This window comes from Stenotrophomonas sp. MYb57 (assembly GCF_002966815.1).
GTDB lineage: Bacteria > Pseudomonadota > Gammaproteobacteria > Xanthomonadales > Xanthomonadaceae > Stenotrophomonas > Stenotrophomonas indicatrix.
The window spans coordinates 2,900,782-2,926,974 of sequence record NZ_CP023271.1; the positions used below are offsets into that span (position 1 = coordinate 2,900,782).

Below are 26,193 nucleotides of genomic sequence, written 5' to 3' on the forward strand. Positions count from 1 at the left end.
TGCGGATAGCCCTGCTGCGGCGGGTAGCCGCTCTCCGGCTGCGCCTGCGGCTGCATCATGCGGTCAACCGAGCCGAGCACAACCCGCGACAGCGCCTGGTCGGCGAGGTTGACCAGACTGCCGCGCGCCATCGCTCCGGTGGATGGATAGACGGTGTAAGCACGCGCCGGATCATTGGAGGGCACATAGACCGGCCCATTGGCCTGGGCGACGATGCGCGCCTGCGCTGGCGAGGCCAACTGCGGATGGTGCTCGACCTTGACGGTACGGCGTTCGCCGCGGCTCACCACATCGATCGGCGCGACGCCATTACTGGCCACCTGCTGCCCTCGCCGCATCGAGTCATAGACCTTCTGCACGTAACCGTGGCGGAAGCCGGTCTCGAAATTGCCCGAGTAATAGCAGCTGAAAGACTTTCCCCAATCCTTTCCGGAACGCTTATAGCATTCGGCGAGGATGCGCGACCCGGCCTGCAGGTTCGGGCACTGCTGGAAGGCTTTCTCGTAAGAGTCCAGACCATACTTGGCCAAGTTGTAACGGTTCACCTGGGCCAGACCGATGGAGAAGTTGTAACCCTTTTCCTCCAGCATGCGCACGGTGGCCAGTGCTTCGTCCAGTGCCTTGGGCTGACGCACCAGTGCGCCGCCAACCACGCCAATTGCGTACGGGTTGCGCGAGGATTCGACGTTGATCACGTGTTGCATCACGTCCATCGAGACGGCCATCTCCGGGCACGCCATCATTTCCAGTCCTGGCAACATAGTTCAGCCCTCCTGCCCCTGGGCGCGCCCAGGATTGAAGTCGATGCCGGTGATGTAGCGGGCACCAGCATGCGCCTTGATATGCACGACGATATCGATGGTCATCATCAACAGACGCTTGATGACGTTGAATTCCAGACCTGAGCCCTCAGTCGACGCTTTCACCATCAGCGCCAGCTGGTCCCACGTCTGCTCCGGGCTGCCGGCGTGGCAGCTGGTGATCGAACCGGGGTGACCCGAGGCGCAGTTGCGGATGAAGTAGAACGCTTCATCGCCGCGCAGCTCGGCCAGGATGATGCGCTCGGGCTTCATGCGCAGACAGGCTTCCATGCAGCTCTTGGCCGTGACGTTGCTGGCGCTCTGCCCGCCTTTCGAGTACAGCAGGTGCACCACGTTGGGCTGGGTCAGGAACAGCTCGCGCGCGTCCTCGATAGTGACCAGACGCTCGCTGTCCGGGATATGGTTCACCAACGCTTTCATGAAGGTGGTCTTGCCGCTGCCGGTAGCGCCAGACACCACAATATTCTTGCGGTACATGACCGCTCGCCGGAAGAACTCGGCGTATTCGCGAGTGTGCCGCAATTCCAGCAGTTCACGATCCTGCTCACTCAAGCTGCCATCCTGTTCAAGGATCTGGGCGAAGAAGCCATCCTCGTGATACTGGGTGAGCGACTTGGTGTGCTTGGACGGAAGACGGATGGTGATCGACACCTTGCCAGCGTCGCAGGCAGGCGGGATCACGAACTGCGCGCGTTGCCCGGTCGGGAAGGTCAACGACACCACCGGGTCTGCATCGGTGATGCGCTGGCCTGTGTTGCTTTCGTTGACCACCGCGGTACAGAACTGCCGCGCACGTTCGAACGTCAGAGTTGGCACATTCACGCGCTGCCACCCTGCCCGCGTCTCCAGATACAGCTCACCCGGACGGTTGATGCAGATTTCCGTCACTTCGGGCGAAGTCATGTACTCGGCGATGCCCAGCACTTCGTACTGATAGCGCAGGAAATCGCTGGAGACGAGGGCGAGGGGTGACACTTCGGCGTCCATGGTGGCTCTTGGATTACCTGCGGGTGTTCAGCACGCTGGTGAAGTCAACGTCCTTTGCGACGTAGACATTCACGATGGTGCCTTGGTTGATGGTGACCGTCGGCGGACGGCGGCTGCTGCTGAGCGCTTCGTTGGCCAGACGCTCCATGGTGCGGGCAGTGGCGCTTTCATACGGCGACTGGATTGTCATGCCGTTGTTGGCGACAGTGGTGGTCTCGGGCCCGTGTTCGGCGGCAGCGTATTTGAAGGCATCGGCGATCAGGCTGATCATCAGTGCCGAGGCAATGCGTGCGCCCCAGTGCGCACTGTACTGACCCGGGTGACCGGCACCACCCAGGCCGTCCACGCCAGGGCTGGACATCGCCACGTCGAGACCATTCGGGGTCGTGATGCGATCCCAGATCACTTCCACGCGCTTGCCGGCGGGACCGCCGCCATAGGCGCCATAGATCTTCGAACCCTTGGGCAGCAGCAGGGTGCGGCCATTGATCGAATAGACCGGCTCGGTGAGCAGGCACGAGGTATACCCGGCCAGATCGGTGATGATGCGGGTCTCCAATACGCAGCGCAGGTAGGTACCACGCACCAGCAGGGCATCGGGGCTGCGGATGAAGGACGCCGTGGAGATGTCTTCGACATCCGGGCCGCGACGGACCTTCTGCGTTCCCTGCTGGTTCGGCATCATATTCGCGAGCAGCGCTTGGCGGGTCTGTTCGTCCAACGCGCTGCGCTGGGACTGCGGCGCACCACCAGGGCGGTTACCTGCCCCGACGGCGGCGTCGTCGACACCGGCGATCCGGCGCTCCAGCAAGGTCGGACCACGCGGCGCCATTGCCTCCTGACGCGGCGCGACCGGCACCAGTTGCGGGCCGTCGTCCTGCGGCAGCGTCGGCAACATGGGAATGGGCGCTGCTGCTGCAGGCGGCGCCTGCGGCGGTGGTTCCACGTTCGGAAGATCAGGCGTGGTGACGCGGGCCACTTCACGCGGCGTGTCCTGCGCCCCCTTGTCGTCCTGCCCCTTGCGGAACAGCAGGAAACCCATGGCCACCAGCAGAACAACAATGCCGCCAAGGAACAGAAGCGCCTTGCGATTCAGGCGCTGCTCCTCGGCCGAACGCAGTTGCGGTGCGCCAGCGTCCAAGTCGGGTGCCGGCTCAGCCTGGGCGGTTCCGAAGTAAGGATTGGACGATGCCTCGGGAGCGGCACTAGGGCTGCCGCCGTAAGGGCTGTTGGCCTGGTCCCGCTCGTTGTTCGGATCGTTTCCGGGAGTGTTCTGCTGGCTCATTTCTTCACGTTCCTTCGCAGACCAACGACGTAATCGCCGTGGCGGATGACCAGGTACGGGTAGGTCCCGTGGACGATCAAGGTGTTGCCTTCAACGGTGGTGTTAACTACGAAGTCCTCACCGTACTCTTTCTCGCGCCCAAACACGGCCGGGAAAATGCCCGTCTTGTACTCGGGCGAATTCGGCAGTTTCAGATAGGTGAAGCTACCGTCGTCGTAGGCATTGACCGGGATCAGCCACCCCATCTTCTTCGCCTTGCTGGTCGAGTAGGAGTAGTTGAAGTTGTACTGGCGATCCTTGGCCAGCTCGGTGCTCAGGAGTGGCTTGGCCTCCTCCTCGACCGCCTCCTGTGCCAACCCGAATTCGGTGTCGCTCGGGTAGGTGAAGGCGATCTTGTACTGCACACCGGCGCGACGGGCCTGTTCCAGCTGACGCCAGTCCGTTGCCACGACCTTCAATTCGAAGATGTAGGAATGAGTCTCGGTGCGCACCATCATGTTGGTGTCGACGTCGACATTCTTCGGCTTGATGTAGAACACGTTCTCGCGACGTGTAAGCTCCCAGCCGTTGCTGAAACCAGTGCTGTAGTCGAGGATCTTTTCGTTCGGGCTCAGTTCGATCTGGGTGGTCAAGCCCAGGCCGGTGCGAACCGGATAGATGCGATCCTTCTCATACTCGTAATGGTCTACCGCCTGCGCCATCGCCGCGGTGGAAAACACCAGCGACAGCAACGACAGCAGCGCCAATGCGCTCCCCCTGACTTTTCGACTACTCATCGGTTGCTTGCTCCATCAGCATTTCCGGTGGAATTGTTCTGTACCGGCCTCATGGCCGGCTGACCGGGCATTGCCTGCCCCGGCACTGCTTGCCCCTGCATGGGTTGCCCCTGGATCGGCTGGCCCTGCATCGGTTGCCCTTGGATCGGCTGCCCCTGCATCTGTTGCATCTGGCCATTGACCGGTGCCGCAACAGGCTGCCCGGTAGCCGGATCGATCATCGTCGCCGCGGCCGGATTGTTCGGGTCGTAGATGCCTTGTGCCTGCTGCGCGGCCAGCTGCGCCTGCTGTGCGGCCTGCTGTGCCTGGTCCTGCATGGCACTGTCGTCCGGCACCGGCACGCCACGGGCGTAATCGTTGTCGACGCGATACTCGGTGACCTGGAAGGCCAGCGGGTTGAGCACGCGATCCTGCTCGGACAGAGCCAGGTTCTGGTTGTACTCGAAGCGCATCGTTACCAGCTGGTTATCCAGATAGGTAGAGGCACCCGTGCGCTTGTCCAGCAGGCTGCGCTGGATGCGTACCGATGCGCCACGGAAGCCACCATTGGGCTGCGGGGCCAGCGGCGTGATGCTCAGGACCTTGACCCGGATCGCCTTGCCGCGACCGTACATAACGAACGGGTTCTGCGGATTATTGCCGGCATAACGCAGCTTCATGCTCTGCGCCACCGGATCACTTGACATCACAAACACCAGCTCCCAGTCGCGCAGACCCATCACCGCCGAGTCATACGACTCACGTGCCAGCACATATTGGGCAACGTTGCTGCGATTGACCGCTTCGTTGGTGGTAATGGTTTCGCCCTGGAACGTGCCGCGCAGGCGCGCAACCGTGGCCGTACCCGTATAGGCATCAGCCATCACCAGGAACGGCACCTTCTCCTTCAACGGCAGCATGTAGTAGTAGCCACCGGCCAGCGCCAGCGACATCAGCAACGAACCGGTGGCGACCCACCAGGCACGACGCTCGCTGCGCCGGGCCATGTCGGCCACGGTGATCTCGTAGCTGACCGCCTTGGCGACCGACTGCTCGACCTTGGGGCTGTTGCCTGCATCCTTCTTGCGGAACATGGGTTCTTCCGTACTGCTGAAACATCAATGGGCGCGACGCCCCTGCGCCAGGCGCGGGGTGCGGCACGTTCGATGATTTCGACGCGGTCTCAGCTGCCGCTGCTGGCTTCGGGATCCTGGGCCGACGCGGTCGGCGTCGATCCAGCGCTCTGCACGACGATCTGGTTGCCGACGATGGAGACGGAAACGCCCTGCGCCGCATAGGCCGCCGTGAGATCGATCACGGCCTGCTGTGCGTTGGTGGTGTCGATCTCCGACACCGCGCCATACAGGGTGAAATCCGAACTGAGGCGATAGTCCAGCGTGCGGCCGGAATCCTTGGCCCAGCGCTCGAGCATGGCCTTCAGCGTGCGATCCATTGGCGACGCCTGATAGACGTAGCTGGAGTACAGCGGAATCTCGGTCGGAGCCGTCGCGAAACGGTTGACCGGCTTCCAACGCCCTCCAAAGTCGGGTGCGGGCTTGGTAGCACAACCTGCCACCATCAACGCCGCCACTGCGGCGATGGACATTTTTGCAATAAACGCCTGATTCATACGGGCTTCACTTTGACGTACGAAAAAGCAGTCCCGATGTTGGTCCCTTGGTCGTCCGGCACTGCGCGATGCACGCCGGAAACGTAACGAATGCACTGCTTAACAGCACATGGGCACGGTTCCCCTGCAGCTCGAAAGCTGCCAACCAAGTCGCGTGAAGCAACCTCATCCGAGGCCCCTCTCACGCACCCTCACCAACGTCGGAACCATCCCTGTTCCCATGGCTGAAACTCCTGGCCACTCTGAAAGCATGACGAATCACACAGATCCGCAAGCCACGCATAGAGTCGCACAACTACGCGTCAATTCGATGTCAGACAAATCTGAATTTTGACCAACGTATGGCGCTTCTTTGACGCGCTTCACTAATTCACCTCAATGAATGCGTGCATGCGTCACACTTTCAAGGCTTCAACTTAGACATCAAGCATAGGCACGTCAACCTTTGGCAGTAGACGTGACGTGAAATAGCGATCCTTGTAATAGCGAATCTTGTCGCACTTGACCGGATGCGGGATGCCTTCGTACAGGAACACCTCCTTGTCCGGCCCCATCGCCTTGAGCTCCTGCGGCAGCATCAGCGCGCGACGCTCCTCGGTGAAGCTGTGGGTCTTTTCGCGCGCGTGGGTGACGTTCTTCTTGCGGATGGTGGTGTAGCCCAGCATGTCCGAATAGTCGTTGGCATCCTGCTGTTCGCGCGGGGCGTACAGGATCTGCAGCGCATGGTTGGTGATGATAGTGCGTGAGACCTCGCGGCCGTAGGTGGCATCCAGCTGCGACATGCTCTGGATGATCGGCAGCAGGCGCACGTTGTAACCGGCCATGTAGGACACCGCCGAGGCGATGATTTCGACCTTGCCGATCGAGGTGAATTCGTCCATCAACAGCAGGCACTGATACTTCAGGTCCGGATTGGACTTGGGCAGTTCCTTGGTGTTGAGGTTGATCAACTGGCTGAAGAACAGGTTGATGATCAATCGGCTTTCGGCCAGCTTGTTGGGCTGGATGCCGATGTAGATGGTCATCTTCTTCTTGCGCACGTCGGTGAGCAGGAAGTCGTTGGTGCTGGTGGCCTTGTCCAAGACCGGGTTGATCCAGGGGTTCAGCGGTTCCTTGAAGGTACCCAGGATCGAGGCGAAGGTCTCGTCGGCCTGGGACAGCATGTTGGCGAATGCCGAGCGCGCGTTGCTGCTTAGGAATGGGCGCTCGGACAGGCCCTTGAGGAACTTCTTCAGGTCGCTGCCATCGCCGGAGGACAGGCGGTAGACCGCACCCAGGGTCGGTGTGCCCTGCCCGCCCGGGAAGCCGCTGCTGCGCTCGTCATCCCAGTTCTCGAACAGGTACAGGGTGAAGGCGATGAAGGCATTGCGCGCCTGGCTGATCCAGAACTTCTGGTCTTCCGAGCCATCGGGATACAGCATCGCGCCGATGCTCATCAGGTCCGAGACACGGAACGCCGGGTCGTCTGAGACATAGCTGAGCGGGTTCCAGCGATGGGTGCGGCGATCTTCGGCGAAGGGGTTGAACAGGTAGATCTCCTGGCCCTGGCTGGCGCGCCAACCACTGGTCAGGTCGAAGTTTTCCTGCTTGATGTCCAGCACCACCAGCGATTCGCCGTACTCCAGCAGGTTCGGGATGACCACGCCGACGCCCTTGCCCGAACGGGTCGGGGCCGCCAGGATCACGAATTGCTGGCCGTCCAGCCGCACCAGCTTGCCGCCATGGCTGCCGACCACGATGCTCTGGCCGCTCTTCTTGAACATGCCATGCTTGGCCAGATCGGCGCTGGTGGCAAAGCGCGCGTCACCGTGCAGCGAGCGCTTGTCCTTCTTCAGCAGCACGACCAGGCCGACGATGGCCAGCACCAGCAGCGGCAGGCCGAAGCCGAGGTAGCCGGCCCATTTGATCTTGCCCACGAACGGGGCAACCTGCGGTTGGCCGAGGGCGTGGAAATACTGGTAATAGGTATTCCAGGTGAGCAGCTTGGTATCCAGACCAAGCAGCAGCAGCGTCAGGTAACCGGAAAGCACGAACCCGAGCAGCAGGGTCGCCAGCGTGATGATGGCGATGAGCAGATACTTCTTACTGGACAACACCCGAATCCTCCATGATGCGCCCGAGGGCGCGACGGCTTAGCGGCGGCGTCGCTGCGACGCCTTCCTCCGCAGGTTGACTTCATTCTCCAGCCCGGGCTCCACGCCCTCTTCCCGCACCAGTTCCTCAAGGTACCGGCGCGCATCGGCCAACGACATCAGGTCGGTCAGACGTTCCCCACCGTCGACGATGACCGCATGGCCGACCACATCGCCGGGAGCGTACACCGGCTCGTGGGTCACCGCTACCAGACGGAAGCGGCCGCGTAGTTCCAGCTGATGGGTGTATTCCTGCATGTCTCATCTCCCTGATGGAATCCAGATGCCATTCCTGCAGCGTCCGATGATGCCTGCACGGCCGTGGTGGCGACATGCAGACAGTCCGTACGACAATACACGCTTGCACCGGGGAGATCGCAATGGACTGGGTAGAACGTGCACGCATGCTGGCGCTGGAGGCCCATGCCGGCCAGGTCGACAAGGCAGGGCACCCCTACATCGGCCACGTTGGCCGGGTGGCCGCTGCCGTGCGCGGCGATGATGAAGCAGAGGCGGTGGCCTGGCTGCATGATGTGATCGAGGACTGCCCGGCCTTCGCTGGGCAGGTGCAGGCTTTTCCCGCCCCGTTGCAGGACGCGGTCCGGCTGCTGAGCCGGACGCCTGCGGCGGATGCCGACACGTACTACGCACGAATTTCGGCGGATCCGCTGGCACTGAAGGTCAAGCTGGCCGACATCGCCGACAATGCCGATGAAGCGCGGCTGGCATCGCTGGATGCCGCCACCGCCGAGCGCCTGCGTGACAAATACCGACGGGCCTTGGCGGCGCTTGGCCAGCCGGCCACGCCGGCAGCACCACCCATCGAACACTGATTTACCCCCAGCCCGGCTGATGCCTGTTGCGGTGCAGCAGTACAATGGGGCGCTTCCCCCGCCCTTTTGCGCCCCCGAATGAGCCCCAACTCCCCTCTGGCCGCTCGGCTGACGCCGCGCCAGCGTACCCTGATCATCCTCGCCCTGTCGTTGGGCGGCTTCGCCATCGGCACCAGTGAATTCGCCAGCATGGGCCTGATGCTGGAGATCAGCCGCGGCCTGTCGATCAGCGAGACGCAGGTCGGCCACCTGATCAGCGCATACGCCATCGGCGTGGTGGTGGGCGCACCGATCCTGGCCTTCGTCGGCGCAAGCTTCCCGCGCCGCAAGCTGCTGCTGGCGCTGATGGGGTTCTATGCCGTCGGCAACCTGGCCAGCGCGTTGGCGCCGAACTACGGCACGATGCTGGTGGCGCGCTTTGTCGCTGGCCTGCCGCATGGTGCCTACTTCGGCGTGGCGATGCTGGTGGCCGCAGCGATCAGCCCGGCCGGGCAGCGCGGCCAAGCAATGTCGCGCGTGCTGTTGGGGCTGTCGGTGGCGATCCTGATCGGCAATCCGCTGACCACCTGGCTGGGCCAGCAGCTGAGCTGGCGCACCGCCTTCGCCCTGGTCAGCGTGCTGGCCATCGCCACGGTGGCGATGATCGCGCGCTTCTTGCTGCCCGATCCGGATGAGGTGCGGACCTCGCCGATGCGCGAGCTGCGCGCATTCAACACCACCCAGGTTTGGCTGGCGCTGTCGATCGGCGCGGTGGGCTTTGCCGGCATGTTCTGCGTGTTCACCTACCTGGCACCGACCCTGGTGCAGGTGACCGGCGTGGCCGAGTCGTGGATGCCGCTGGCGGTGGGCGTATTCGGCATCGGCGCGATCATCGGCAACATCGCCGGCGGCTGGCTGGTCGACAAGTTCCACTTCAAGGCCGCCGCCGTGGTGCTGGTGTGGTCGATCGTGATGCTGCTGCTGTACCCGCTGGCCGCCGAATCGGTGTGGACCATCGGCCCGATGATCATCACCGTGGGCACGATGGGCGCCCTGGCTGCGGTACTGCAGACGCGCCTGATGGACGTGGCCGGCGAGGCGCAGACCCTGGCCGCCGCCTCCAACCATGCGGCGTTCAACACCGCCAATGCACTCGGCCCGTGGCTGGGCGGCATGGCGATCAGCGCCGGCTTCAGCCCGGCCACCACCGGTTACGTAGGTGCGGCGACGGCGGTCGGCGGCCTGCTGCTGTGGTGCGTGTCGGTGATGCTGGAGAAGCGCAGGGTTGCCATCGCCGGCAGCCGCTGAACTGCGCACGGTTCGTCAGCCGTCGCCCAGGCGACGGTGTTGCCCTGGAGGCAACAGGCAGCACCACGCTGGTAGCGGCTGCACACCGAACCTACCGCAGGCAATAGCTGAAGCGTTCGTCCAGTGCCATGGCCTCATCCTGGCGCTGCACCCGCTCAAGCACGTCGACGATCTGCTGGAAGCGAGGCCCCAGCGCCTCTCTGGAAACCTGATGGCCGTTCCAGGTCAGCTGCAGCGGGCGCTCGACGCTGGCACTCAGCAGATCCCAGAGGGCGTCGAGATTGTTCCCATAACCGCGCTCGACACCCAGTGCGAGCGCCAGCGTCTCGTGGAATGCCCGCTCGCTGTGGATGCGGTTGCCGTCCAGTTCGATGTCCATTGCGGGCTACTCCGTTGCCAGCGGCGAGTGGAAATTCAACCTGCATGCTATCCCAGCCGCATGCGCAGTCCTGAAGCGTAGCAGCGGACCTCGTTGACTTCGCCACCGCGCTGGCCTGACAGCCTCATCACGGTGGGAAAACGAGGATGGAGACACCTGTCTGCAACCGAGAACACCATGCCGGACACCGGCCACTTCGCCATCCATGCCTTCGAGGCCGCGTTCAATATTTCCGGCGACGTGGAGCGCATCATTTCGCTTACCGTGTCATGCCGTCATTGTGCGGAAATCACCTGCGCCCAGGATGCAAACCTGTTGCACCTGCCGGGCGGTACGCTGTTCCGTTGTGATGCCTGTGGCTGCCATCAGGCCATCAGCAATGCGCGCCTTTCGGACTGGCAACTGCCGCCCCTGCTGGGCGTATGAGGACGTACCATGCCGTTGACTGAAGAACAGTTCACCATCCTGCGCGCCATTGCCGATGCGCACCCTGTGGGAAGCGATGCGGCGACGTGGGCCGTGAAGGAAGGCCTGGCGGTGCAGGCGGAAGATGCGGATATCGATCTGACCCCACACGGGCGCGACATTCTGGCCTCCCAACCGGCACGCTGACCGGGCAGCACTGGCATGCAGTATGCACATGCCGTGGTCAGCTCATCACGGCATTTGCGCGCTGGCGGTGCGACGAACACGCGGCGTAGATCCGCCTTGCTGCAGAGTTGCGCACGCCAGCTCCCAAAGCCCGACACAGCCCTCATGCACCGCCAGCTTTCCCCCACCTGCCACGATGCGATTGCCCTGCGGGCCGGCGCGCTGGGCAGCGTGCTGGGCGTGGCGCTGTTCAAGGTCTTTGCGCTGTCTGCCGCAGCGGCCGGCTCGATGATGACGGTCGGGCTGTGGCTGCTGGGATGTGCACTGCTGGCGGCCTGGGCGTTGGCGGCCTGCCTGACCTGCCTGGCCTTGAGCCGGCGCGTGTTCGTGCTGATGCTCGCGCTGTCGACGGTGTTCCTGATCTGCATCGCCTGATAGGCAATCGCCCGCCTCTGAGCATTCCCACAATTGTTACTCAATAACAAGTGCTGCCAGTCGGATTGCGCGTGAGCCAGGTCACGGATTGAATTCGATAGCCAGACCGGCCCTTTTGAGATCTCCCCATGCGCCTGCTGCAATCCCTGCTCCGCTCCGCTCTCTGTGTCCTTGCACTCGCTTCGATCAGCGCCTGTGCCACCTATGACGATTCGGCCATGCACGCAGCCTGCCAGGAGTCGCCGCATGTGAAGGACCTGCCGCCTGAGGTCGCCGCCCGCGAAAGCCGATGCAGCAAGAGCGTTGAGGTCTGGTCGAGCGAGCGCAAGGGCAGTGATCAGCCGCTGGACCTGAGCGGCAAGAAGAAGGATCTCTGAAAGACGGCGGCGCAGCCCTGCGCGGGCTGCGCCGGAACTCAGGCAATCGCTTCCCTGCCAGCTGAGCCCGTCCATTCCTGTACCGCCTGCGCCAGTCCTGCCGCATCGGCGCCATCACTGGCCCAGGCGACAATGCCGTCCGGACGAACCAGCAGCGCCGACAGGCCCAGCGAATCGACAGCGGGCTGCGCGATGGACAGGATGCGGGCCCGTTCAACATCAACCGCCTCGTACAACGAGGCAGCAGCATCGAACACCAGCAGCACCGCTTGCCCCGCCCGCAGCAGTTCACCCATGCGGCGGCCATCGACCAGCAGGAAATCCGGCGTGCTGCGGCCCGCCAGCGGATGGGTATGGCCGAGGTCCAGCTGCTGGCCCACACCCCACACGCGCTCGGCGAGATACGTGGCGCCATCACGTGTTTCTGCCAGATCGGCCACGATGGCAGCCAGTGCACGTGAGCCCGCGCTTGGGCGCATCAATGCGACCTGCGCGCGCGACCATTCCAGCACGCGCGCGCCGATCGGATGGCGTTCGGCCTGATAGGTATCCAACAGCGCATCAGCTGCCTCGCCGCGCACGACGGCGGCGAGCTTCCAGCCAAGGTTCATCGCATCGCCCAGGCCCAGATTCAGACCCTGCCCACCCAGCGGCGAATGCACATGTGCGGCATCGCCGGCCAGCAGCACGCGGCCACGACGATAGGCGGTGGCCTGCCGTGCGCCGTCGGTCCAGGTGGTGGCCAGATGCAGCGCGGTGATCGTTGCTTCGCGGCCGGAGATGCGGCGCAGCAGCGCCTGTGCCGATTCGCGATCAAGTGGCTGGCGGTGGCCCGCGCCGCCGTCGAAGTCGGCCAGGGCGATCGTGCCCGGCGGATTGAAGTTGCACATGCCCTGCGCGGTGGTGTTACGCCCCGGGCTGAGTGCCGTCGGATCTTCCAGTTCAACACTGAGCGAGTGGCCTGTGAACTCTGGATCGGTACCAGCAAAGCTGAAACCGCACTGCTTGCGCACGGTGCTGCGGCCTCCATCGCAGCCGACCAGCCAGCGCCCGCGGAAGGTCTGCCCACCCGCCTCGATCTGGACCTCGTCGGCCCCCATCTGCACACTCTGCACGCCCGCACCACGCAGGATCACTGCGCCCAGCGCCTGCGCGCGCTCGGCCAGCACGGCCTCCAGCGCCTGCAGTTCCACCGCCATCTGCGTGCCGACCGGGCTGGGCAGGCGCCAGGGCCAGCGACCGCTGTCGACGTTGTCCAGTGCAAACGGAATACCCGCGAAGTGACCACCCAGCTTGCGTGGCTGCGAGAGCCAGTGCGCGGTTCCCGGCGGCGGCGGGCCCTTCTCCGGCTTCAGCACCTGGCCGGCTGCCACCGCGTCCAGCACACCGCGCCGGTCGAGCGCCTCCAGCGTCGGGGCATTCAAACCGCGCAGCCCGAACGGCAGGCGCTTGAGCGGCGAATCCGGCGAGGCCGCCTGCTCCAGTACCAGCACCGCGCTTCCTGCCTGACACAGTTCACAGGCCAGCAGCAGTCCCACCGGGCCAGCCCCGGCAATGACGACGTCGTACCGCATTGGCAATCCTCGTGAGCACCCGGTCGGCACTCTGGCGGCCTCAATGTTACACTCGGTGTACTTTTCCACAAGTGACCCGCCCATGCCCCCGCCACCCGGCCGCCGCGAGCAGCGCAAAGCCGAGACCCGACAGACGATTTCCGACGTCGCCACCTGGCTGATCATCGAGCGCGGCTTCGAGGCGGTGTCAATGAGCGAGATCGCCGACGCCGCCGGGGTTTCGCGCAAGACGGTATTCAACTACTTCGCCAGCAAGGAACAGCTGGTGTTCGACCGTGACGAGGAAGCGCGCCAGTTGCTGCGCGAGGGCATGGCCGCGCGCACGTCGATGACGCCGCTGGCCGCCTTCCAGGCACTCGTGCGGGAACTGCTGGACACCGGCCATCCGCTGCTGCGGATCAACGCCGGTGCGGCGTCGTTCTGGGAAACCGTGGCCCAGAGCACGGTACTGGTGGCCCATGCGCGGCAGCTGCAGGCGCTGCTGACTGATGAGCTGGCGCAGTTGATGGCTGAGTCAGCGGGGCGACCCGTCGGCGACGCCGACGCACGACTGGGTGCGACGATGCTGATGGCGTCGATGGTGGCCGCCTACGAACAGGGGCTGCGCGCCCTGTCGTTCGGCGGCGATCCGCGGCAGGCGATGGTGCCGCTGATCGTGCGCGGCGCCACCGGCGTGCTGGTGGCTTTGGCCGGTACGCCGTATACGGATCCGTCCGCGCGTCCATGACGCAATCGGGGGATGGGCACCCGCTAATTGCAAATGCTAATCTTTCTCATTTGCAGACAAGCCTGATACGCCCATGCCCCACTTCCTGCCCCGCCGCAGCATTCTGTGCCTGGCGACGACACTGGCTTTTGCCACCCCCGGATACGCCGCCGACGCCCAGCCCAGCCGCGTGCAGGAGCTGGACAAGGTGGAGGTGCGTGGCCGCGCACAGACGTTGTACCGGGTGGATGACGCGGCTGTCGGCACCCGCACCGATACACCGCTGGAACTGGTGCCGCAGTCCATCCAGGTACTGCCGCGCGAGCTGATCGACGACCAGGCTGCACGCCAGGTGACCGATCTCTATCGCAGCATCAGCGGCATCAGCTACTTCAGCTATGCCGGGGTGACCCTGCGTGGTTTCCGCCAGGAGAACGTGTTGTATGACGGCCTGCGGGGCGACCCCTATGCGGGATTCTCGGTACCGCAGTTGTTCAACATCGAGCGGGTGGAGGTGCTGAAGGGACCGGCCGGTGCGCTGTACGGGGGCGGCGACGCTGGTGGCGTCATCAACTATGTGACCCGCAAGCCGAAAGCCACTGCCGAACGCCGCGTTGAACTGCAGATGGGAAACAAGGATTTCCGCGCCGGCTCGATCGAAGGTACCGGGCCGTTGAATGCAGCCGGCACGGTGCGCTACCGCGCCGGCCTGTATGGCGACAACGAGCAGGGCGTGCGCTGGAACACCGACAGTGAAAGCGTGATCGGCGATGCCTCGCTGGCCTTCGACGTGGGCGACACCGGCGAGCTGGTGCTGCAGTTCACCGACATTGCCCAGAACCTGGGCGGCAATCGCCTGCGCGGTGTTCCGGTCGATGACAGGGGCAATTTCCTGACCGACCGCCGCTGGAACCACAACGAGGCCAGCGACTTCCTGGACATGCGGGCCAAGGTGGCGCTGGCACAGTACCGTTTCGCGCCGCGCGACAACCTGGACGTGGATATTGCCGCGCGCTGGTTCAGCAACAACGAACACCAGATGTACCACGAGCCGATGGGCCTGATCGACCGCGACCGCGATGGTGTGGCCGAATGGATGACCCGGCAGCTGCGCAACCAGATCCGCGACAACGAGGCGTTCACCGCCAACGCCAATGCGGTGTGGCGGGTAAGCACCGGTCCGGTGGAACACAAGGTGCTATTCGGTGCGGACGTGTACCAGCTGGATGCGGACTTCACCGCGCAGACCGCCAACAGCGCCGACCTCGCGCGCGGCGCCGGCCCGGTGCGTGGCATCGACCTGTTCAATCCGGTGTATGGCGCCAGCACCTGGCACGATTACAACCTGTCCAGCCTGCCCTGGCGCAGCACCAGCACGCGCAGCAGGCGCTATGGCGGTTACCTGCAGGACGAGCTGGCCCTGACCCCGCGCTGGCACGTGCTGGCCGGCCTGCGCTGGGATGGGTTCAAGGACGATGACCGCCTTGCCGGCAGCAGCGTGGATGGCAACGACATCAGCTGGCGCCTGGGCAGTACGTTCACCGTTCGCGATGGACTGAACCTGTATGCCAACGTGGCCAGCGGCTTCGTGCCGCAGTCGGCGGCCAACCAGAATTCCGCCGCAGGCGGCCCGTTCGATGCCGAGCGCAGCAGGCAGTGGGAAGTGGGCATGAAATCGCTGCTGGCCGAGCGCCTGAGCCTGAACCTGGCGGCCTACCGTATCGACCGCAGCAACATCGTGCAGGCCACTGGCGAGGTCATCAATGGAGTGAACCAGCTGGCGGCGTTGGGCCTGGTGCGCAGCACCGGCATGGAACTGGATCTTCTGGCCGACGTGACCGAGCGCTGGGTGCTGAACCTGACCTACGCCTACAACGACGCGCGGGTGAAGGACGCGGGCCCCAATGGCATCACCAATGCCTCTGGCGATCGCTTCGCCAATGCACCGCGCAACAAGCTGGGCCTGTGGACGCGCTACGACCTGCCGGCGATCAACTCGGCCGTTGGCTTCGGTGCCGACTACGTGGATGAGCGCATCAGCCTGGATGGCCAGCGCGTGAAGCCGTACACCGTGTTCGACATGAGCTGGAAAACCACGTGGAAGCAGTGGCAGCTTCAGGCCAACGTCAAGAACCTGTTCGACAAGGTGTATGCCGCCAGCGGATTCATCGAGCGCAACGGCCATTTCCCGGGCGAGCCGCGCCGGGTGTACGTACAGGCCGGTTACAGCTTCTAGGCCAGCGCTGCAGAGCAACGCGACGGGGAAGTGGCATGGCCACTTCCCCGACCGGCGTCAGCCCGAGCAGGACACCAGCATCGAGCGGGTGGCCATCTGGGTGGAGGTGAAGCCGTTCTTGTTGCCGACCGCGATGGCATTGCCCTCATCGCCATCCTTGCTGAAGACCACGTAGCCGCCCGGGCACATCTGCCCGGCCTTCTCGTAGCAACCGCTCCAGGAACTGGAGCCGCTGCAGTCGATTGAAACGCCACGACGGCCGTCGGGGGTGACGGTCATCTTGGCGGTGGTGCAGCCGGTCAGCGTGGCGAGCAACAGCAGCGGAACGAACAACTTCATGGTGACTCCGGGGATGGGAACTGCGAATGGGCGCCAAGGGTGGAGCGCCTGGATTGCGTGAACCTTGCGCCGAACCTTCGGCTTCATCACCTGCAGCCATGGCCTTCCGGCAGATGCGGAGGCACGCCATGTTCACGCAATGTTCCTGTAATACGGTGCCGGCGCGTGCCGAACCGCCCTTCTGCGGCCTCTCCCTGCCCAAGCCCTGCTGATGCACATCCTGCTGATCGAAGACGAAGCCGAACTGGCCGCCACCCTCAAGTCCGCCCTGCAGCGCGAGCGCTATGTGGTGGACGTGGCCAATACCCTGGCACTGGCCCGGGAGGCGGCCCTGTGCGGCCTGCACGATCTGGTGCTGCTGGACCGCACCCTGCCCGATGGCGATGGCCTGGCGTTGATTTCCCTGCTGCGCGAGCGCAATCCCGGGGTGCCGATCATCGTGCTGAGCGCGCTGGGCCAGTTGCCGGACCGGATTGCCGGGCTGGATGAAGGCGCCGATGACTACCTGGCCAAGCCCTTCGCGCTGGAGGAGCTGTTCGCGCGGATCCGTGCTGCGGGCCGTCGCCCAAGCGGATTGCAGGTGGAGTCCATCAGCATCGGCCGATTGGTGTTCGACCCCGCCTCGGGCGAGGCCAGTGTGGGCGGCCAGCGGCTGGAGCTGCCGCGGCGCGAGATCCGGGTGCTGGCCGCCCTCGCACGGCGCCTGGGCCGCACCGTGCTGCGCGAATCCATCGAGATGGCGGTGTATGGCTTCGACGACGGCATCCATTCCAACACCCTGGATTCGCACGTCTCGCGCCTGCGCCGAAAACTCGCTGACGCCGATGCGGGCGTGGAGATCCACGCCATTCGCGGGGTTGGCTATCTGATGCGGGAAAGCAAGTGATGGCGCGTCGCCCGTCGTTGAAGCGCCCACTGATCGTCAAGACGCTGATCTACCAGTTGCTCGCACTGCTGGTGGCCTTCTTCGCCCTGCTGATGGTGCTGGTTCGTGCCGACAGCGGTGGCTACTACACCATCCAGACCTTCGCACCGGTGGCGGCCGAGGCGGTGCACCGCGACCGCAACGGCGAACTGTACGTGCAGCACACGCCGGAGCTGTCCGAACTGCTGAAGATCGTCCCTGGCGCATGGTTCATCGCCGAGGACGAGCATGGGCACCACGTCACCTTCGGTCATGTGCCACCGGCCTATGCCTCGCTGGTCGGCGCCCTCGATGGCATCCCCTATGGCGACCTGCGCGGGCGTGATCGCAGCGATGGCCTGGCCGTGGTGGTACGCCAGCACAGCGGACCGGCCGGCAAGCTGACCATCATGGCCCATGGCGAAACCGATTCGCTGACCATGCAGATGGCGTTGGCCGCGCACATCATCACCCTGCCGATCTTCCTGCTGCTGGCGCTGGCTACCATCATCCTGACGCCGATCATCGTGCGGCGGGCACTGGCCGGTGTCGAGCGCATCGCGCAGGAAGCCCGCAACATCTCGGCCAGCCGTCGTGGCATCCGCCTGACCGAGACTGCGGTGCCGGTGGAGATCGCGCCGCTGGTGACCGCCGTCAACGATGCATTGGACCGGTTGGATGAAGGACACGAGCGGCAACGCCGTTTCATCGCCGCAGCGGCGCATGAGTTGCGCACGCCGATCGCGATCCTGCGGGTGAAGATCGATGCCGCTGATGATTCGACTTCGCGCAGCCTTGCCGTGGAAGTCGCGCGTCTGGCAACGTTGGCCGAGCAGCTGCTGGACCTTCACCGCATGGAAGAGGACGGTCCAAAGGAAACCCTCAACCTGGCCCGGGTGGCCAAACGGGTGGCCGCCGATCTTGCGCCCCTGCTGATCCAGTCCGACAAGACGGTGGCGGTGGCGGTGGAACCACACTTCCCGGTGCTGGGTGAGGCTGGCGCGGTCGAACGGGTGATCTCCAACCTGGTGTTGAATGCCGCCGAGCACGGTGGCCGCCAGATCATCGTGCGGGTGCAGGGCAGCTGCCTGGAAGTGGAAGACGATGGACCCGGCATTCCGGTGGACCAGCGCGAACGTGTGTTCGAGCCGTTCCAGCGACTGCGCCCACGCCAGACCGGCGCGGGCCTGGGACTGAACCTGGTGCGGCAGGTGATCGACCGTCACGGTGGCCATGTCACGATTCTGGATGCCCCCGGTGGCGGCGCGCTGATCCGCGTCGAATTCCCACAGCACCCGGGCGTTGCCTCCGCACCATCGCTAGAGCACTGAGGACGTCCGCACATCGGTGACTGCCGCCTGTCCGTGCGCTGCAGACAGCGATGACAGGCAAGGTTGCGGCAATGTTCGCTGCGCAGCATCGAATCGATGGCATCTGCGGTGCCATCGCGTTCCATCCTGACAGGAAGCCTGCACGTGACCGAAGGAGTTCCTCCACCCTCCTCTTCTACCCGATCCCGCGCGACACCAGCTACATCTGGTTTGACCGCGGCTGCGTGGAATAGACGCTCGCATGCCGATCGCGCGCGCGGACTGCCGCATTGGCCACAGTGGCTTCGCGCGATCCCTGCGGTGAAGCGTCCGAACGTGCTGATGCGCCTTTTTGCCGCGCTGTTCCTGTTGCTGCCCGGCAGTGCACTGGTGGTTTCGACGCACCACCATGCACACGCAGCCCTGACCAGCGCAGTGCTGCTCTTCGTCGTCGCACATGCCGTGCTGCACGCGCTGTCCGCATGGCGATCAACTACAGCGCGAACCCTCCCTGCTGCTCTGCGCAACGTAGACAGGCATGCAGCGTGGATGATGCTGGCCAGCGCTTGGGTCCCGCTGGTGATACATCGCGTGCACGCGCAGCCGACCAGCACACTCGCTGCCGCAGGGCTGGTGATCGGCACGCTGTGCCAGCTCTGCAGCCTGCGCATGACATCCGACCGTCTGCGCAGCGCGTTGCTGGTGCTGGGCAGTGCCTTGCAGTTCGTCGCCGTGGCGCTGGTCATCGCCATGGAAGTGACCTGACAACCACGACAGCGCCGCAAGGTTCACGCAATCCATCACCTTGAGACTCGACGGCCATCCACGCCCGGCACCCGGCGCGTGCATCTCTCCTGCCGCGAGGACCACCGATGACCTGCCCCTTCTGGACGCTGTGCGAATGAGCACGGCACCGCGGAAACACCGCCGACTGCTGATGACCGCCGGTGCCGTACTGTGCACTGCCATTGCCGCCTGGTTCTGGCTCCGACCGGCACCGCCACCACCACTGCAGCTCGCGCCCGTGGTGCGTGGGAACATCGAGCAGGTGGTGGAAGCCACCGGCACCCTGAAGCCATCGCGACTGGTGAGCGTGGGCGCGCAGGTTTCCGGACGAATCGAAACCCTGTACGTGAAGCTGGGCGACAAGGTGAAGGCAGGTGACCCGATTGCCGACATCGACTCCCGTACCCAGCGCAATGCACTGCTGAGTGCGCAGGCAGCACAGCGCACCGCACGCGCCAACCGTGATGCACTGGCCACCGATCTACGCCAGTTCGAACTGACCCTGCAGCGGCAGCAACGACTGGTCGCATCGCAGCTGGTTGCCCGCGCCGACTTCGACGCGGCCAACGCCAAGGTGGAGGCAACCCGCGAACAGATCAAAGCGCTGGATGGGGAGATCGTGCAGCGGCAGACCGAGGTGGACATCGCGCAGACCAATCTGGAATACACCCGCATCACCGCGCCTACCGATGGCACGGTGCTGGCGGTGGTCGCCCGTCAGGGGCAGACGGTGAACGCGGTACAGAGCGCACCCACCATCGTCATGCTGGGCAACCAGGACGTGATGACTGTCTATGCCGAAATCTCCGAGGCCGACGTTGTGCACACCACGGTCGGCCAGGAAGCCTTCTTCACCATCCTTGGCGATGCGGGCCGCCGCTACAGCAGCACGCTGCGCGACATTGCGCCAGCGCCCGAATCGATCACCAACGAAGATGCATCCAGCCTCACGTCACCGGCGTTGTCCGCCGGCAGCCGCACCGCCATGTACTACAACGGCCAGTTCGACGTGGACAACAGTGATGGGCGCCTGCGCAGCTACATGACCGCCCAGGTACGCATCGTGCTCGGCCGTGCCAACAATGTGCTGACCATCCCCTCCGCCGCGCTGGGTGCGCGGGCCGGCGATGGCAGCTACAGCGTGCAGGTTCGCGGTGCAGACGGGCGCGCCGTGGCGCGGCGCATCGCCATCGGGCTGGATGACCAGATCCAGGTGGAAGTACGCAGCGGCTTGAAGCAAGGCGAGCAAGTGGTTCTGGCTCAAGCCGGCGACGAAGACGCCGCCGCACCCGCGCAGCCCCGATGAGCGCCCCCATGAGCGAGCCTCTGCTGAGCGTACGTGGGCTGCGCCGTGAATTCGCCGCCGGCGAGCAGACGCTGGTGGTACTGGACGGTGTGGACCTGGACATCCATGCCGGTGAACTGGTGGCCATTGTCGGCCAGTCCGGCTCGGGCAAGTCGACGCTGATGAACATCCTCGGCTGCCTCGATCGCCCCTCTGCCGGCGAATACCAGATTGCAGGACGCCAGACCGCGCAGATGTCGCCCGACGAACTGGCCGAACTGCGCCGCGAACACTTCGGCTTCATCTTCCAGCGTTACCACCTGCTGGCCGACCTGACCGCGCTGGGCAACGTGGAAGTGCCGGCGATCTATGCCGGCATGCCCTCCCCCGCGCGCCACGCGCGGGCCGCCGAACTGCTGGCGCGGCTGGGCCTGGGGGAACGCATGCAGCATCTGCCCGGCGAGCTGTCGGGGGGCCAGCAGCAACGCGTGTCGATTGCCCGCGCACTGATGAATGGCGGTGCGGTGATCTTTGCCGACGAACCGACCGGCGCCCTGGATACACAGTCGGGCAAGGAAGTGATGAAGATCCTCGGCGAGCTGCATGCCGAAGGCCACACCGTGGTGCTGGTGACCCATGACATGGCGGTGGCCGAACACGCCCAGCGCATCATCGAGATCCGCGATGGTCGGATTGTCGATGATCGTGCCACGGGTGCTGGCTCGGCAGCGGGCATGGAGCCGACCGCGATGCCGCAACGCAACGATGGCATCGGCTGGCAGGCCGTGCGTGATCGCTTCTCCGAGGCTTTCCGCATGGCCCTGCGCGCCATGAATGCACACCGCATGCGTACCTTCCTGACCATGCTCGGCATCATCATCGGCATCGCCTCGGTGGTGTCAGTGGTCGCGCTGGGTACGGGCGCGCGTCAGGCCATCCTGTCCAACATCTCTTCGCTGGGTACCAGCACCATCGAGATCTATCCAGGCTCCGGCTTTGGCGACCTGCACGCGGCGCGGGTGGAGACCCTTACCCCAGGTGACAGCGTGGCCCTGGCCGGGCAACCGTTCGTGGACAGTGCCACCCCCGGCGTAGCCACCACGGGTACCGCGATGCGTGGCAACCGCTCCGCCAGCGTGCAGGTGCAGGGCGTCAGCGAACAGTACTTCCGCGTGCATGGATTGAAACTGGGCGAAGGCACCTTCTTCAACGCGCGGGGTGTGGCTGGCTATCAGCAGGTGGCGATCATCGACGCCAACACCCGCGCGCGCTTCTTCGCCGCAGCCGAGAACCCCATCGGGCAGACCCTGCTGCTGGGCACCGTGCCGGTGCGCGTGGTGGGTGTGGTGAAGAAAGATGCCGGCGCCGCCGGCGACGCCTCGCTGCTACGGGTGTGGATGCCCTACACCACGGCCATGGCGCGGGTGTTGGGCCAGAGCCATGTATCCAGCATCACCGTGCGCGTATCCGATGCGACCAGCATGGAAGCGGCCGAGCAGGCCATTGCACGATTGCTGACCCGCCGCCACGGCAGTACCGACTTCTACATGAGCAACAACGCGCAGATCCGCCACTCGATTGAACAGACCACCGGCATCCTCACCATGATGATCAGCTCCATTGCCGCCATCGCGCTGGTGGTGGGTGGTATAGGAGTGATGAACATCATGCTGGTATCAGTGACCGAGCGCACCCGTGAGATCGGCGTACGCATGGCCGTGGGCGCGCGGCGCAGCGACATCCTGCAGCAGTTCCTGATCGAGTCGGTGCTGGTGTGCCTGCTTGGTGGTGTGCTGGGCATTGGCGTGGCGTTGCTGCTGGGCGCAGTGCTGGCACTGGCCCACGTGGGCTTCAGCCTGGTGTTCTCGGCGAACTCGATCATTGCGGCGTTCGCGTGTTCCAGCCTGATCGGTATCTGCTTCGGCTTCCTGCCGGCACGTCGTGCGGCGCAGCTGGACCCGGTGGAAGCACTGGTCCGGTAGTCACTGCAATTGCCTGCGGTGACGGCAGGTTCGCGCAATGTCTGCGGTGTGTACTGCAGCTACCGACGATTTCCGCACAGGAGCTGGACGATGTTTCTGAAAACAGGAAGGACTGCGCTGCTGCTGGCAGCAGCCACACAAGTGCTGGTGCTGATGCCGTATTCCGGCGATGCCCATGCGCAGCGTAGTGACCGCTACAACCCGCAGTGGAACCAGGACTATCGTGACCGCGAGCGCGATGACTGGCAGCGCCGCGAGCGGGAGCGTGACCGGGAACGTGAGCGCCGGCATGACGCCAAGACCGCGGGCGTGGTGGTGGGCGTCGTGGGCGCGGCCGTGGTGGCGGGCGTGATTGCGGCAGCGGCGAAGCGCGAGCGGGAAACACGCGAGCGCGCCGATTACTGCATGAACCGCTACGGCAACTATGACCGCCGCACCGACAGCTATCGCGACCGCGATGGCTACACCTACCCCTGCCGCTGACTCCCTCGCTCAAGGACTACATGCAATGCATATGAACAAGACCGCCCTGCTGATCGCGCTGTGCGCCGCCCCGCTGCTTGCACAGGCGGCGCCAGCCGACCCGAAACAAGCCTATATCGATTCCACCTTCACCGCGATGGACAGCAACAAGGACGCTCGCGTCGACAAGGGCGAGTTTGCTACGTATCAGCAGGCACGCTTCAGCAAGCAGGCTGACTCGATCGATGCCGCGTTCGCTGCGATGGACAAGAACAAGGACGGAAAGATCAGCAAGGAAGAAGCGGCCGTGGTGCCGGAAATTGCGAAGTACTTCACGGGACTGGATACCGACGGCGATGGCTACCTGTCGCTGAAGGAAATGCAGCAGGCGATGGTGGCGGCGCAGACAGCCGACGCACCGGGGAAGTGACGGGTGCGGGGCAATGGGAATACCCCACTGCCCCTTGCTGTGCACTATGCCAGGCGCATTGCCGGATGCTCGCGCACCTGGTTGTCCAGTTCCTGCTGCTGACGCTGGGACTGGGCCTGTTGCCGTTCTGCACTGGCCAGCTCCAGACGCTGCAACGACTGCTCTACCGGCGTCTGCACGGCCACATCGGTGGGCATGGAAGCCCTCAGGTGTGCCGGATCGTTCATCTCGCCCTGCACCACGAACACGTTGCGGCCAGCTGGGCTGTCCGCCGTCTGCGCGCTGAGCAGCACATGGTCGGCACGGTCCAGGTTGTTCTGCCGGGCCAGGACCATCACGCTGGCGGTCAGACGTTCACTGCTTTCATCCGGCGTGCGTCCTGCTCTGGCGTCGATGCCGGCGACATGCCCGCTGACCTGCTGCAGCAGACTGTACTCGGCGTGGTCCGGTCCAATGTCCGCCAGACGCGTTGGCGAACGCTGGGGGCCTGGCATGCCATCGACCGATGCAGTGAGCGGGCTGCGGGTGATGGAGCGGTAGGGATCTTCCGGGTGGAAGTGGGTGGCCTTCTGCTGGCGCTCAAGGCGGACTTCGCGCGCGTCGTTGAGCTCGGCGATGCGGGCCGGATCGGTGACATCGCGTTTGATCAGCAGGCCATCCAGTGAGCGAAAGTGAACCCACTTGTTGTCCTGTTCGAAGTACAGCGAAAAATCGTCATGCCTGCCGATAGCATTGGGACTGACTGCGGAAAGCTCGCCAACGGCTTGGAACTCATGCCCACCGAGCTTCGTCAGATACTCCCCTCCCGCCTTCCAGCCCAACTGGGTAATGGCATCCACGCTGGTGTTCTTTACGCGCGGGATGCCAGCCCCGTCGTTGTCGAGCATGTTGCTCCAGATCTGCTCGAGCTTCTGCGGGCCACTCTTTTCCAGTGCGGCCTGAAGCAGCACGCGGGGTGTCCAGCAATTGGGATCCAGATGATGCTGATCGAAGGCGCGATCATGGGCCAGCATCACGTCAGCCCCAGGCAGGTTCAGCGTCAGGTCCGGGCGGCGTTCCGCCATCCACCTCTGCCGTAGTTCCAGATCTCTATCAAGCAGTGTCTGACCAAACGATTCCCACTGGCGCTCGGTCAATTCGGCGTTGGGGAACCGGGAACCTTCATCTTGCTGCGTCCTAGCGAAGCTCTGCGCATAGCTGTTCGCAACCCTTCCTGGCAGGCTGTCATTCCTGACGACACCCAATGCCAGCGTTCCGTATCCGTCGGCGCCCGGCAACTGCGACAGGTAGTTCCAATAGAGCTCGCGGTTGCCATCCTTGGCATAGCTGCCAAGGATCCTGAGGTCATGTTCGGTCAATCCACTCATGCCTGAATCCTTCCTTGGATCAATTGGATCGGGTGCGCGTGATGACATCTCTGATAGCGTCTTCCATACGCTTCCAGTCCTTCAGGAAGGCTCTCTTGTAGTCCAGGGTAACGGAGAGCTTGTTGTCACCATCCACGAAGTAGTGAACACAGCCGGCGGCAACCTCACCTTGCACGCTGATCACCTGATCACCCTCCAGCCGCACGCCGTCCTGACGAAAGCCCTCGGCATCACACTTGATGAACGTGCTGATCCGGCCATCGGCCTGGCGTGCGACGTACCAGTCCCTTTCGTAGGCTGGATTCCGGACGGGAGCCTTCCCATATCGCGCCTCGTAGCGCTTTGCGAACTCCTTCATTGCCGCCTCGTCGATGGCGTACGGCGTCAACCCCATCGTCTCAGACAGCGGGATTCGGAGATCGAGCCTATCCCTGGGATCTCCGCGTTCCACCGAATCCGCCTCGGTAAGAGCCTCGTTGGACGCGTAGCGCTCCATCAAGCCCTCGATGGGAACGCGATCAACGTAATTGATCCGAACGGAAATTTCCTTGCGGAAATCATTGGTCCTTGGATTAGCCCGCGCCCCCGGCAACGTCGGCGTCATGTCCGGCCATTCAACGACCAGCGAAACGCCTTCACCGGGCCAAGGCGCAATCTGGCTGTCCAGATAGTTGGCGGGGATACGGAAAGTATTCGGCCCCAGCTTCACGTCCACGGGCGCGTCGGTGTAGGTGTGGCCGTTGAGGGTGCGGCCGGTCTGCGTTGCGCCAGGCATGGCGGGATTCCTTTCGTGTTCGGTGGATGTCGGTCGTGCGCAGGCACTGGCGCTCACAGCGACGGTGATTGCGAGTGCCAGGCACCGGCCGTAGGACATCGGGTGCATCGGGCCATTCCATTGCGGGGTTTGGCTCCACTATAGGCAAAGGCCGATCAACGGGACAGGAACGTCATCACTACCCGCCCACGATCAGAATTTTCCTACGCACCTCCATCGCCGTGCCAGTTGGCACCTTCAACGCCATTGCAGATCGACGTGACACTGCGGGCAGGAGTGGTAGGCAGATGCCGGGCGGACCGCAAGTGCGCCCACAATGCCGATCAGTATCGACATGGCCAGCATCCCGGTGACGCCCATCAATAAGAAACCAACTGCACCGCCAAGCAGCGCCAGAAACGTGAAGGCCCACCCCGAGCCAGACCAATGCCTGCGGCCATCGCTGATGGCCATCGGGCCGCGGTATCCGCAGGCAAGGCAGATTGCCGATGTCCTGCTGCCACGCGGCATTGGCCGCGAAGACGG

28 protein-coding genes and 1 pseudogene are annotated in these 26,193 nt (G+C 64.2%); 15 read left to right on the forward strand and 14 right to left on the reverse strand.

Going from position 1 to position 26,193, the window contains the following annotated elements:
* Positions 1–284: 284 nt before the first annotated feature.
* From CLM74_RS21810 to CLM74_RS13380, 8 genes and pseudogenes are all read right to left on the reverse strand, one after another.
* Positions 285–749: pseudogene (locus CLM74_RS21810) on the reverse strand (lytic transglycosylase domain-containing protein); the annotation flags it as partial.
* A gap of 15 nt (positions 750–764) precedes the next feature.
* Entirely contained in the window at positions 765–1,808 is a 1,044-nt protein-coding gene (virB11, locus tag CLM74_RS13350; RefSeq protein WP_105164293.1) for a P-type DNA transfer ATPase VirB11, read from the reverse strand.
* Positions 1,809–1,821: 13 nt separating this feature from the next.
* Positions 1,822–3,093, reverse strand: a complete 1,272-nt coding sequence (locus tag CLM74_RS13355; RefSeq protein WP_105164294.1) for a TrbI/VirB10 family protein — start codon at positions 3,091–3,093, stop codon at positions 1,822–1,824.
* Positions 3,090–3,869 carry a TrbG/VirB9 family P-type conjugative transfer protein gene (locus CLM74_RS13360; protein WP_033831428.1) on the reverse strand — a complete coding sequence of 260 codons (780 nt, stop codon included), beginning with the start codon at positions 3,867–3,869 and terminating at the stop codon, positions 3,090–3,092. Before CLM74_RS13360 ends, CLM74_RS13355 begins: the two co-directional genes overlap by 4 nt.
* Positions 3,866–4,942, reverse strand: a complete 1,077-nt coding sequence (locus CLM74_RS13365) for a type IV secretion system protein (RefSeq protein ID WP_105164295.1) — start codon at positions 4,940–4,942, stop codon at positions 3,866–3,868. Before CLM74_RS13365 ends, CLM74_RS13360 begins: the two co-directional genes overlap by 4 nt.
* 89 nt (positions 4,943–5,031) lie before the next feature.
* Positions 5,032–5,478: a hypothetical protein gene (locus CLM74_RS13370; RefSeq protein WP_025878721.1), complete on the reverse strand. Its 447-nt coding sequence runs from the start codon at positions 5,476–5,478 to the stop codon at positions 5,032–5,034.
* Between the two features lie 416 nt (positions 5,479–5,894).
* Positions 5,895–7,574, reverse strand: a complete 1,680-nt coding sequence (locus CLM74_RS13375; protein ID WP_105164296.1) for a type IV secretory system conjugative DNA transfer family protein — start codon at positions 7,572–7,574, stop codon at positions 5,895–5,897.
* Positions 7,575–7,610: 36 nt separating this feature from the next.
* The gene (locus CLM74_RS13380) at positions 7,611–7,868 is read right to left on the reverse strand and encodes a hypothetical protein (RefSeq protein WP_025878723.1); all 258 of its coding nucleotides are present in this window, start codon (positions 7,866–7,868) and stop codon (positions 7,611–7,613) included.
* Positions 7,869–7,990: 122 nt separating this feature from the next.
* Between CLM74_RS13380 and CLM74_RS13385 the strand changes: the two genes are divergently transcribed.
* Together CLM74_RS13385 and CLM74_RS13390 are read left to right on the forward strand one after the other, a co-directional pair.
* Positions 7,991–8,443: a phosphohydrolase gene (locus tag CLM74_RS13385; protein ID WP_105164297.1), complete on the forward strand. Its 453-nt coding sequence runs from the start codon at positions 7,991–7,993 to the stop codon at positions 8,441–8,443.
* A gap of 78 nt (positions 8,444–8,521) precedes the next feature.
* Complete coding sequence (locus CLM74_RS13390) at positions 8,522–9,730, forward strand: MFS transporter (RefSeq protein WP_033831433.1); 1,209 nt, start codon at positions 8,522–8,524, stop codon at positions 9,728–9,730.
* 91 nt (positions 9,731–9,821) lie between these two features.
* Here the strand turns inward: CLM74_RS13390 and CLM74_RS13395 are convergent, their stop codons facing one another.
* Positions 9,822–10,109, reverse strand: a complete 288-nt coding sequence (locus tag CLM74_RS13395; protein WP_032976222.1) for a barstar family protein — start codon at positions 10,107–10,109, stop codon at positions 9,822–9,824.
* Positions 10,110–10,286: 177 nt separating this feature from the next.
* On the opposite strand from CLM74_RS13395, the gene CLM74_RS13400 reads away from it, so the two are divergent.
* The 4 genes from CLM74_RS13400 (at position 10,287) to CLM74_RS13410 (ending at position 11,512) form a co-directional block, all read left to right on the forward strand.
* Positions 10,287–10,535 carry a hypothetical protein gene (locus tag CLM74_RS13400; RefSeq protein WP_025878727.1) on the forward strand — a complete coding sequence of 83 codons (249 nt, stop codon included), beginning with the start codon at positions 10,287–10,289 and terminating at the stop codon, positions 10,533–10,535.
* A gap of 9 nt (positions 10,536–10,544) precedes the next feature.
* Complete coding sequence (locus CLM74_RS21665) at positions 10,545–10,721, forward strand: hypothetical protein (protein ID WP_199776051.1); 177 nt, start codon at positions 10,545–10,547, stop codon at positions 10,719–10,721.
* A 144-nt stretch (positions 10,722–10,865) separates the two neighbouring features.
* The gene (locus tag CLM74_RS13405) at positions 10,866–11,135 is read left to right on the forward strand and encodes a hypothetical protein (RefSeq protein WP_025878728.1); all 270 of its coding nucleotides are present in this window, start codon (positions 10,866–10,868) and stop codon (positions 11,133–11,135) included.
* A 128-nt stretch (positions 11,136–11,263) separates the two neighbouring features.
* Entirely contained in the window at positions 11,264–11,512 is a 249-nt protein-coding gene (locus tag CLM74_RS13410) for a hypothetical protein (protein WP_105164298.1), read from the forward strand.
* A gap of 38 nt (positions 11,513–11,550) precedes the next feature.
* Here the strand turns inward: CLM74_RS13410 and CLM74_RS13415 are convergent, their stop codons facing one another.
* Positions 11,551–13,086: an FAD-dependent monooxygenase gene (locus CLM74_RS13415; RefSeq protein WP_105164299.1), complete on the reverse strand. Its 1,536-nt coding sequence runs from the start codon at positions 13,084–13,086 to the stop codon at positions 11,551–11,553.
* A gap of 82 nt (positions 13,087–13,168) precedes the next feature.
* Here CLM74_RS13415 and CLM74_RS13420 point away from each other — a divergent pair, with 82 nt between their 5' ends.
* Entirely contained in the window at positions 13,169–13,813 is a 645-nt protein-coding gene (locus CLM74_RS13420) for a TetR/AcrR family transcriptional regulator (protein ID WP_105164300.1), read from the forward strand.
* Between the two features lie 73 nt (positions 13,814–13,886).
* On the forward strand, positions 13,887–16,028 hold the full coding sequence (locus CLM74_RS13425) for a TonB-dependent receptor (protein WP_105164301.1): 2,142 nt from the start codon (positions 13,887–13,889) through the stop codon (positions 16,026–16,028).
* A gap of 57 nt (positions 16,029–16,085) precedes the next feature.
* Here CLM74_RS13425 and CLM74_RS13430 read toward each other — a convergent pair whose 3' ends face one another.
* The gene (locus CLM74_RS13430; protein ID WP_059064492.1) at positions 16,086–16,367 is read right to left on the reverse strand and encodes a hypothetical protein; all 282 of its coding nucleotides are present in this window, start codon (positions 16,365–16,367) and stop codon (positions 16,086–16,088) included.
* A 211-nt stretch (positions 16,368–16,578) separates the two neighbouring features.
* Here CLM74_RS13430 and CLM74_RS13435 point away from each other — a divergent pair, with 211 nt between their 5' ends.
* The 7 genes from CLM74_RS13435 to CLM74_RS13465 all read left to right on the forward strand — a co-directional run bounded on the left by CLM74_RS13435 (position 16,579) and on the right by CLM74_RS13465 (position 23,526).
* Positions 16,579–17,253: a response regulator transcription factor gene (locus tag CLM74_RS13435; protein WP_080148505.1), complete on the forward strand. Its 675-nt coding sequence runs from the start codon at positions 16,579–16,581 to the stop codon at positions 17,251–17,253.
* Positions 17,253–18,602: a HAMP domain-containing sensor histidine kinase gene (locus CLM74_RS13440; protein WP_105164302.1), complete on the forward strand. Its 1,350-nt coding sequence runs from the start codon at positions 17,253–17,255 to the stop codon at positions 18,600–18,602. The genes CLM74_RS13435 and CLM74_RS13440 overlap by 1 nt, the downstream gene beginning before the upstream one ends.
* A 210-nt stretch (positions 18,603–18,812) precedes the next feature.
* Positions 18,813–19,346, forward strand: a complete 534-nt coding sequence (locus CLM74_RS13445) for a hypothetical protein (RefSeq protein WP_234003368.1) — start codon at positions 18,813–18,815, stop codon at positions 19,344–19,346.
* Between the two features lie 136 nt (positions 19,347–19,482).
* The gene (locus tag CLM74_RS13450) at positions 19,483–20,673 is read left to right on the forward strand and encodes an efflux RND transporter periplasmic adaptor subunit (protein ID WP_105164303.1); all 1,191 of its coding nucleotides are present in this window, start codon (positions 19,483–19,485) and stop codon (positions 20,671–20,673) included.
* Positions 20,670–22,634: a MacB family efflux pump subunit gene (locus CLM74_RS13455; protein WP_105164304.1), complete on the forward strand. Its 1,965-nt coding sequence runs from the start codon at positions 20,670–20,672 to the stop codon at positions 22,632–22,634. Before CLM74_RS13450 ends, CLM74_RS13455 begins: the two co-directional genes overlap by 4 nt.
* A 90-nt stretch (positions 22,635–22,724) precedes the next feature.
* A complete protein-coding gene (locus CLM74_RS13460) occupies positions 22,725–23,117 on the forward strand; it encodes a hypothetical protein (RefSeq protein ID WP_105164305.1) in 393 nt (130 codons plus the stop codon).
* A gap of 31 nt (positions 23,118–23,148) precedes the next feature.
* Entirely contained in the window at positions 23,149–23,526 is a 378-nt protein-coding gene (locus CLM74_RS13465) for an EF-hand domain-containing protein (RefSeq protein ID WP_105164306.1), read from the forward strand.
* Positions 23,527–23,570: 44 nt separating this feature from the next.
* Here CLM74_RS13465 and CLM74_RS13470 read toward each other — a convergent pair whose 3' ends face one another.
* The 3 genes from CLM74_RS13470 to CLM74_RS13480 all read right to left on the reverse strand — a co-directional run bounded on the left by CLM74_RS13470 (position 23,571) and on the right by CLM74_RS13480 (position 26,121).
* Entirely contained in the window at positions 23,571–24,893 is a 1,323-nt protein-coding gene (locus CLM74_RS13470; protein WP_105164307.1) for an XVIPCD domain-containing protein, read from the reverse strand.
* A 19-nt stretch (positions 24,894–24,912) separates the two neighbouring features.
* The gene (locus CLM74_RS13475; protein WP_105164308.1) at positions 24,913–25,776 is read right to left on the reverse strand and encodes a hypothetical protein; all 864 of its coding nucleotides are present in this window, start codon (positions 25,774–25,776) and stop codon (positions 24,913–24,915) included.
* Positions 25,777–25,905: 129 nt separating this feature from the next.
* Positions 25,906–26,121, reverse strand: coding sequence for a hypothetical protein (locus tag CLM74_RS13480; protein ID WP_105164309.1), 216 nt, complete (start codon positions 26,119–26,121; stop codon positions 25,906–25,908).
* Positions 26,122–26,193: the final 72 nt, after the last annotated feature.